Source organism: Herbaspirillum lusitanum P6-12 (assembly GCF_000256565.1).
Taxonomy (GTDB): Bacteria; Pseudomonadota; Gammaproteobacteria; order Burkholderiales; family Burkholderiaceae_D; genus Herbaspirillum; species Herbaspirillum lusitanum.
Genome location: NZ_AJHH01000175.1, coordinates 1 through 7,356, shown reverse-complemented (window position 1 = coordinate 7,356; position 7,356 = coordinate 1). Strand labels below are relative to the sequence as shown.

Below are 7,356 nucleotides of genomic sequence, written 5' to 3'. Positions count from 1 at the left end.
TCCGCGCCTGATCCGCGCGGAAGGGCGGACGCTGGGAAGGCGAAGGCGGCAACGTCATTACGCCGGCCATGCCAGTCAAGGATGAGTTGTCGCAGGACGCAACGCCTTGACGAAAGCCGATTGCGGGCTTGTCCTACAAGGTAATGAGCCGCAGTCCTATCGCTGATAAACGGTACTGCCAGTATCGTTCAGTTATCGGCTTATCGGCGCAAACAGCAAGCAATGCAGCAGTAATCGAATGCAATCGAGGAATAACACGGAAGAGACAAGCGGTTCGTTTCAACACAAGAACTATCGAAACGGGTGCAACCATGGAAAAAGAAAAACTGGTGATTTGCTGGTTACTGGGCATGCCTCTGCTGATGCTGCTCATCCTTCAGTACTTCATGTATTAGAGCGTCGGCATCGAGAAGATGTCGCCCCGCTACTGAAGCTGCCAACCAACACGAAAGAGAGGAAAAAATGCGCGAAGAAAAATTGCGAACCGTCCGTAGCGACGTCCAGGTCCTGCTGCAGGAAGCACAGGAACTGTTCACCGAAGCCGCAGCCACTACCGGCAAGAAAGCCGAAGATTTGCGCGCCAAGGGTGAAGAAATCCTGGATCGCGCCTTCGTCAAGGCGCAAGGCATCCAATCCTATGTGGTCCAGACCGGCAAGGAGATCGCCTCCACCACCGACGACTACGTGCAATCGAATCCATGGCGCGCCATCGCGATTTCCACCGGCGTCGGCTTGCTGCTGGGCTTGTGCGTGGCGCGTACCGGCGAACGTTGAATTCGCCTGTTCATTGTCATCGCAGCCATTCGTAGCCATTCAGCCAATCGAATAAAGGAACATCATCATGTCAAGCAACCCATCGACGGTCAGTCATATTTCGGGTGAACGAGGTGCGCCATTTCATATCGACCGCGAGAAAGTGCGCGAAGCCGCTCAGAAGATCGGCGACGGCGCCGTGACCCAAGGTTACAAGGGCAATCGCGAAGAAGTCGTGGCGATGCTCAATGACGCGCTGGCGACCGAGCTGGTCTGCGTATTGCGCTACAAGCGTCACTATTTCACCGCTACCGGTCTGGAAAATGAGCCGATCAAGGCTGAATTCCTGGAGCATGCGGCGGAAGAAGAAGCGCATGCCAACCAGATCGCCGAACGCATCGTGCAACTGAACGGCGAGCCGGATTTCAATCCAGGCAAGCTGTCCGAGCGCAGCCACGCCGATTATGACGATTCCAGCGACATCAAGTCGATGATCCGCGCCAACCTGATCGCCGAGCGCATCGCCATCGAGACGTATCGCCAGATGATCGAACGCATCGGCGACGACGATCCGACCACCCGGCATTTGCTCATTTCCATCATGGCGAAGGAAGAAGAACACGCCGACGACATGAGCGATCTGCTCGATTGACTACGCCTGTCCGGTCTCTGAGCCGGGCATGCATCATCAACACGGCATCCGTGTCGTCAACGCGAAGGAGAACACCATGAATTGGGACATCATCGAAGGCAACTGGAAACAGTTCAAAGGCAAGGCCAAGGAACAATGGGGCAAGCTGACCGACGACCAGCTCGACGCCATCAACGGCAAGCGTGAACAGCTGGCCGGCCGCATCCAGGAAGTCTATGGCATCAACAAGGACGAAACCGAGAAGCAGATCAAGGCATTCGAAGACAGCAACAAGGATTGACATCACTGATCTCTGCTGAACTCAGCAAGTCGCTTGTTTGCCGTACGCCGGCGCAAAAATCAATTTTTAATAAAACCAGAGGAGCTTACCCATGAAAAAACTCATCGCCGCTTGTATCCTGACTTCCGCCGCATTGGGCGCCCATGGCCTGGCCAGCGCAGCTGATGCCGTCAAATCCCAATACAAGGCCGACGTCGCGGCCGCCGATGCGGATTACAAGACCGCCAAGGCCAAGTGCAAACCGCTCAAGGGCAATGAACAGGACGTCTGCCAGAAGGAAGCCAAGGCTGCTCATGAAACCGCAGTAGCCGACGCCAAGGCAAAGCGCAAATCCACTGACGCCAAGAAAGATGCAAAGAAGACCAGCAATGACGCCGAATACAGCGCCGCCAAGGAAAAGTGCGACGCAATGAACGGTGCGGAAAGGGACAAGTGCCAGGCTGATGCCAAGGTGAAGTTCGCCAAGTAATCCGGGGACGCGCCAGGATGCAATTGAGTAGTTGAATTGAACTGCTGAAATTGAGTAATCGAGTATGCAGTAAGGTCATGGAGAGGTGCGATGCTTCTCCATAAAAAATCGCAGGCAACACGAATTGAATTTACCAACAAGGAGATCCATCATGACTTTATCTTTGACCAAACGTATCACAGGCTTTTTCCTCGCACTGATGATGGTGTCGCTGGTCGGTTGCGCTTCCGGTCCGAACAAGGAAGGCACCGGCGAGTACGTCGATGACGCAGTCATCACCACCAAGGTGAAGACTGCCATCCTCCAGGAACCGAACCTGAAGTCGGCCGAAATCAACGTCGAAACCTACAAGGGCGTGGTTCAGCTGAGCGGTTTTGTCAGTTCGGCAACGGCAGCCAGCCGCGCAACCGAGTTGGCTCGCGGCGTGAAGGGTGTGACTTCGGTCAAGAACGACCTGCGTCTGAAGTAAGTCGCCGGTCGGTCGGGGGTGGCCGCCGCGAATGCGGTCGCCACCCCTGAGGTGCATTCAAATGGTACGAAATTTGCAATCGTTGAGGTATAGTTAGCCGCGGAAGATGTCCGGATCCCGGATCACTCTGAACAAATGATGGGCAGGCTGCACCCCGGCAGTTTGACCGCATTTGCCTGATCAATGAGAGATATGCAGCATTGTCTTGATGCTGGTAAAAACTATGACAAAAATATTGGTAGTCGATGATCACGCAGTAGTGCGCGCCGGTGTTCAGCATTTCATTGCCGACATTCCGAACATGGAAGTCGGCGGTGAAGCCAGCACGGCGGAAGAAGCTATCCGCCTGGTGCGCACCCAGGAGTGGGACATTGTCCTGCTCGATATCGCGATGCCGGACAAGAGCGGCGTCGAAGTGTTGAAACAGATCAAGCGCGAAAAGCCCAACCTGCCGGTTCTGATGCTCAGCATGCATCCCGAAAGCCGCTACGCGGTGCAGGTATTGCGCAGCGGCGCCAGCGGCTATGTGCAGAAGGAAGCGCTCGCGACCGACCTGGTCAGCGCCATCAACACGATTTTGCGCGGCCACAAATACATCAGCTACGGCGTGGCCGAGTTGCTGACCACCGATCCGGTGGATTCGGAAAAACCGCTGCACGAGACCTTGTCTCAGCGCGAATACGAAATTTTCTACAAGCTCGGCCAAGGCCAGGGCGTGACGCAAATCGCCGATGAGCTGTGCCTGAGCGTCAAGACCGTGAGCACCTACCGCTCGCGCGTGCTGCAAAAGATGAACATGGCGAACAACGCCGACATCATTTATTACGCGATCAAGAACAACCTGATCGACTGACGGCAGCGTTGGCGGTCGGGAGGGAAATGACGAGGCGGGAAATGAGCGGCCGAGCGCCGTGTTGATTGTTGGGTTGTTAGTCGTTTTGGATAGCTATCATGGAAGATGTGCTGCAACAACTGGTGACGACGAAGGGCCATTCTGTCGATGCGCCGCTCAAGATCTTCCTGGTGGAAGACTCGGAGGACGTACGGGATCTCATCATCGAGAGTCTCACCGAAATTCCGGGTGTGGTGCTTGCAGGCTATTCCGAGACCGAGCAGGATGCCATGGCGCGTCTGGAAAACGAGAGCTATGACGTGCTCATCCTCGATATTCAGCTCAAGCAGGGCAATGGCATGCATTTGCTGCAATCGCTGGCGCTCGCCGGCAAACGTCGCCATGACGAACTCAAGATCGTCTTCAGCAATCATGTCAGTTCGACCTATCGCCGCGTCGGCGTTCAGTACGGCGTGCAGTTCTTCTTCGATAAATCATCGGAGTTCACCAAATTGCGCAGTCTGATCGAACGTATCAGCGGACGGGGCGCAGCGGGCAAGAACAATTCACCGCGCGGATTCGCTCCAGCCTGATTTCCAATGGTGCGGACCTCGTCCCGCCATTGACATCGCCATGATGCGGTGTTGCAACCCAATATAATGTCAATGCATGCCGCCGCGCCTCGCCGTGGGGTCAACGAAAAAATCAAGGGTTTTCAGCACATGCATACGACATCCACCAGAAACGATACCGGCGAAAGCTCTTCGCTCGAACATTACGTCGCCACCCAGGCAAATTTCGCCAGCATCATCAGTGCCGCCATGAGTCTGGCCATGATTATCGCGTTGTTCGGCGTGGTGGTGCTCATCAGCTGCTATGCCGACGACGGCTACCGCAAGATCCTGGCCGACCTCATCTCGGTACAGGGAAGTTCTGCGGCCGGCTTCATCCTGTCCGGGGCTGCCTTGTACCTGCAATGCCTCAATGTCGGCAAGATCAGTCGCAAGCTGGCCTTGGCATCGCGCGTGCTTATCGTGCTGCTGTTGCTGTTGAGCGCAGGATTCCTGCTGCAGAATCTGTTCGGCGTGAAATTGCTCCACGGTGCTTTCTCGGTGTTGTCGACGGCGGGCAGCGCATTCGGCGCCGAAATCCATCCGCTCGCCGCCGGCTGCTTCCTGCTCACCGCGCTGATCCTCCTGTTGCAAGACCTGCGTATTCGCGGCGGACATTACCCGGCTGAATATCTGGCCTTCGTACTGCTCGGATTGAGCGCGATCCCGCTGGTCGGCTATCTGTACGGCATCAACAAACTGACCTTCCTGCGCTATTCCACCGGAATTCCCTTGCTGACGGCCCTGGGCTTTTTGCTGCTCGGCGCAGCATTGCTGATGGCGCGGCCGTCGCATCGTCTGATGTCCATCATCATCGGTCACGCACCGGGCGGCAACATGTTGCGGCGCCTGTTGCCTTCCATGCTGTTCCTGATCCTGCTGCTGAACTGGCTGGTGTCGAGGGGTGCTGAACGCGGCTTGTATTCCGATCAATTGATGCTGCCGTTCCTGACGCTGATCGACGGTGCGTTGGTGGTGTTCGTGTTCTGGCGTTTTGCCGGCAAGCTCGATCGCGAATACGGTGCGCGCATGCAAAGCGCGGCCAAGCTGGCCGAGGCCAATTCCCTGCTGACCGCCGTCAGCGACAGCACCCGCGAACCGATCTTCGTCAAGAATCGCCAAGGCTTGCTGGTGTTTGCCAATCCCGCGTTGTTGCAGCAGGTCGGCAAGACCTGGGAAGAAGCCATGTATCGCTCCAGCCGCGAGCTGTTCACCGAGCGGGAAGAAGCCGATCGCATCGACGAGGACGACAAGCGCGTCATGGCGCACGGCCTGCCGGAGACGATCGAGCAGACCTTGCATCTGCAGCATGGCATCTTCACCTATCAGTCCACGCGCGTGCCCTGGTTTGACAAGGCCGGCAACGTACTGGGCGTGATCGGCATCAGCACCGATATTTCTGAGCGCAAGCGAGCCGAAGATTCCCTGCGCGAACGCGAAGCGCAACTTGAGAAAGCCGTGGTCGAGCGGACCGCCCTGCTGCGCGAGCTGACCAACCACCTGGAAACCGTGCGCGAAGAAGAGAAGCGCGCCATCGCTCGCGAGCTGCATGACAACATGGGCGCCTCGTTGACGGCGTTGAGCATGCATCTCGAGAGCGTCTACAAGATCCTGCCGGAAGACGAGAAGTGGCAAGAGCGCAAGCCGCGCATGCAGGGACTGATGAGTTCGCTGGTGAGCACCACGCGAAGGATCCAGACCGAGTTGCGTCCGAACATGCTGGACTTGTTCGGACTCAAGGCGGCAATCACGGAACAGCTCGACGAACTCGCTGAGCGTACCGGCATCACCTGCAAGTCCAGCTTGCCTGACGAGGATGTGACCATCGGTCACGAGATGGAAATCGCCATCTATCGCATGTTGCAGGAGATGCTCAACAATGTCACCAAGCATGCCAAAGCCACTCAGGTCGACGTCATCCTCGACGTCGATGAAGAACAGGTCTCGCTGACGGTGCGGGATAACGGCGTCGGCATTCCGCAGGAACGCCAGGACAACAACAAGACTTACGGCCTGCGCGGTTTACGCGAGCGCGCCACTTTCTTCGGCGGCAATGTCGTCATTCGTTCCACTCCGGGCAATGGCTCCATCATCTCGATACGCCTTCCTCTGGCGCCCGTCGCCGACGTCTGAACCCCGGCCTGCACGCTCGCTGCAGGCCGATTCCCCTTTCTGAGACCGACTTTGCGTATTGTCCTACGCCGCAAAGCGAGGCTGTCTTATGGTTTGAAAAAGCGCTCCTGATTAAGATGAGTCATCGCGTTTCCATTCAAGGAGATGTGTGCAGTTGACTGTTTCAAAGACAGTAACTGGTCCCTTCATTTTCAGGAGCCATCATGAATAAAGATCAAGTTCAAGGCAAGGCAAAGGAAGTAGCAGGCAAGGTCCAGCAAAAGGCCGGCGAAATGGTCGATAGCAAGGAACAGCAAGTCAAGGGCGCTGCAAAGCAAATTGACGGCAATGTTCAGGAGAGCTACGGCGACGTCAAGGAAGCGCTGAAGGACCGTTAAGCCGGTTGCTGAAAATGGGGCGCGGCTTTCATTTTCAGGCCCCCCTCATGTCGGGCCTTGGCGATTTGTAGGAATCGTCTTACGGCAGAATCGGAGAAGCACGGCTGTCGGGTGCGATCCTCTTTTGTCATGATGGTCCGGTATCGCTGGTGCGCTCCGTTTAAACATTCCCGCGTCGTGATGCGCACGACTTGTCGAGGGAGGGATTATGAAAAAAATAACTACAGTGGCTTTGCTCGTATTGGCCGGCGCAATGGTGTGTCCCCCCACCTTCGCCGCCACCTCGCAGGCGTTGACGCTCATCAAGGCGAACACTGCAAAGTCCAAAGCCGTCGCCGCAGCCGGCGTGGGCAAGAAAAAATTCCTCTACCTCGACATGGTTCAACGCAAGCATCCTCCATCGATCCGCAATGCGGTCATCGTGTATGAGCATCCCGGTCTTAAAAAACAGGCCTGCGATGCCAACGACGCCAAAAGTGTAAGCGAATGTTTGCGTAGTCCTTCGACATGAAACTCGCATGCTGAACATGGTCTAAAAAATACCGGCTCTTCATTTGAGTCAACAAGAAGCCACGAGAATCGACTGCTGCATCCCGCAGCAACAACCATTTTTAAAGAGGTGTCATCATGAAAATAAGTAAAATTTCAGTGACTGCGATCACTGTCTGTGCCCTGACAATCCTGAGCGGTTGCAGCGGCATGTCGCAGCGTGACAAGAATACGGCCGTCGGCGCTGGCGTTGGTGCAGTGGGCGGCGCCGTCCTGACCGGCGGTAGCGGC

General features: G+C 56.2%; 12 protein-coding genes. All 12 read left to right on the top strand.

The genetic code is table 11. The features are described 5' to 3' along the window. Nucleotides 1–143 precede the first annotated feature (143 nt). Nucleotides 144–395 carry a hypothetical protein gene (locus tag HLUSI_RS32410; RefSeq protein ID WP_157137759.1) on the top strand — a complete coding sequence of 84 codons (252 nt, stop codon included), beginning with the start codon at nt 144–146 and terminating at the stop codon, nt 393–395. Nucleotides 396–462: 67 nt separating this feature from the next. Next, entirely contained in the window at nt 463–774 is a 312-nt protein-coding gene (locus HLUSI_RS0106130) for an ElaB/YgaM/YqjD family protein (RefSeq protein WP_016833139.1), read from the top strand. Nucleotides 775–841: 67 nt separating this feature from the next. Beyond that, complete coding sequence (locus HLUSI_RS0106125) at nt 842–1,405, top strand: ferritin-like domain-containing protein (protein WP_016833137.1); 564 nt, start codon at nt 842–844, stop codon at nt 1,403–1,405. A gap of 76 nt (nt 1,406–1,481) precedes the next feature. Next, on the top strand, nt 1,482–1,685 hold the full coding sequence (locus HLUSI_RS0106120; protein WP_029363193.1) for a CsbD family protein: 204 nt from the start codon (nt 1,482–1,484) through the stop codon (nt 1,683–1,685). A gap of 91 nt (nt 1,686–1,776) precedes the next feature. Further along, nucleotides 1,777–2,154, top strand: a complete 378-nt coding sequence (locus tag HLUSI_RS0106115; RefSeq protein ID WP_016833132.1) for a hypothetical protein — start codon at nt 1,777–1,779, stop codon at nt 2,152–2,154. 151 nt (nt 2,155–2,305) lie between these two features. Beyond that, nucleotides 2,306–2,623, top strand: coding sequence for a BON domain-containing protein (locus tag HLUSI_RS0106110; protein WP_029363192.1), 318 nt, complete (start codon nt 2,306–2,308; stop codon nt 2,621–2,623). Between the two features lie 223 nt (nt 2,624–2,846). Next, nucleotides 2,847–3,476, top strand: coding sequence for a response regulator (locus HLUSI_RS0106105; RefSeq protein WP_029363191.1), 630 nt, complete (start codon nt 2,847–2,849; stop codon nt 3,474–3,476). Between the two features lie 98 nt (nt 3,477–3,574). Continuing rightward, complete coding sequence (locus HLUSI_RS0106100) at nt 3,575–4,048, top strand: response regulator (RefSeq protein ID WP_016833126.1); 474 nt, start codon at nt 3,575–3,577, stop codon at nt 4,046–4,048. A gap of 129 nt (nt 4,049–4,177) precedes the next feature. Continuing rightward, nucleotides 4,178–6,199: a PAS domain-containing sensor histidine kinase gene (locus HLUSI_RS0106095; RefSeq protein ID WP_040503212.1), complete on the top strand. Its 2,022-nt coding sequence runs from the start codon at nt 4,178–4,180 to the stop codon at nt 6,197–6,199. 203 nt (nt 6,200–6,402) lie between these two features. Beyond that, nucleotides 6,403–6,576 (top strand): CsbD family protein, encoded by a 174-nt coding sequence (locus HLUSI_RS0106090; protein ID WP_016833122.1) that lies wholly within the window; start codon nt 6,403–6,405, stop codon nt 6,574–6,576. Nucleotides 6,577–6,784: 208 nt separating this feature from the next. Beyond that, a complete protein-coding gene (locus HLUSI_RS0106085; protein WP_157137758.1) occupies nt 6,785–7,087 on the top strand; it encodes a hypothetical protein in 303 nt (100 codons plus the stop codon). A 116-nt stretch (nt 7,088–7,203) separates the two neighbouring features. Next, nucleotides 7,204–7,356, top strand: a 153-nt coding sequence (locus HLUSI_RS33905; RefSeq protein WP_040503211.1) for a hypothetical protein, incomplete at its 3' end; no start/stop codon positions are given.

Excerpts from the sequence above, each read along its gene's own strand:
- HLUSI_RS32410 (WP_157137759.1), top strand. The coding sequence starts at position 144 with ATGAGCCGCAGTCCTATCGCTGATAAACGGTACTGCCAGTATCGTTCA.
- HLUSI_RS0106130 (WP_016833139.1), top strand. The coding sequence starts at position 463 with ATGCGCGAAGAAAAATTGCGAACCGTCCGTAGCGACGTCCAGGTCCTG.
- HLUSI_RS0106125 (WP_016833137.1), top strand. The coding sequence starts at position 842 with ATGTCAAGCAACCCATCGACGGTCAGTCATATTTCGGGTGAACGAGGT.
- HLUSI_RS0106120 (WP_029363193.1), top strand. The coding sequence starts at position 1,482 with ATGAATTGGGACATCATCGAAGGCAACTGGAAACAGTTCAAAGGCAAG.
- HLUSI_RS0106115 (WP_016833132.1), top strand. The coding sequence starts at position 1,777 with ATGAAAAAACTCATCGCCGCTTGTATCCTGACTTCCGCCGCATTGGGC.
- HLUSI_RS0106110 (WP_029363192.1), top strand. The coding sequence starts at position 2,306 with ATGACTTTATCTTTGACCAAACGTATCACAGGCTTTTTCCTCGCACTG.
- HLUSI_RS0106105 (WP_029363191.1), top strand. The coding sequence starts at position 2,847 with ATGACAAAAATATTGGTAGTCGATGATCACGCAGTAGTGCGCGCCGGT.
- HLUSI_RS0106100 (WP_016833126.1), top strand. The coding sequence starts at position 3,575 with ATGGAAGATGTGCTGCAACAACTGGTGACGACGAAGGGCCATTCTGTC.
- HLUSI_RS0106095 (WP_040503212.1), top strand. The coding sequence starts at position 4,178 with ATGCATACGACATCCACCAGAAACGATACCGGCGAAAGCTCTTCGCTC.
- HLUSI_RS0106090 (WP_016833122.1), top strand. The coding sequence starts at position 6,403 with ATGAATAAAGATCAAGTTCAAGGCAAGGCAAAGGAAGTAGCAGGCAAG.
- HLUSI_RS0106085 (WP_157137758.1), top strand. The coding sequence starts at position 6,785 with ATGAAAAAAATAACTACAGTGGCTTTGCTCGTATTGGCCGGCGCAATG.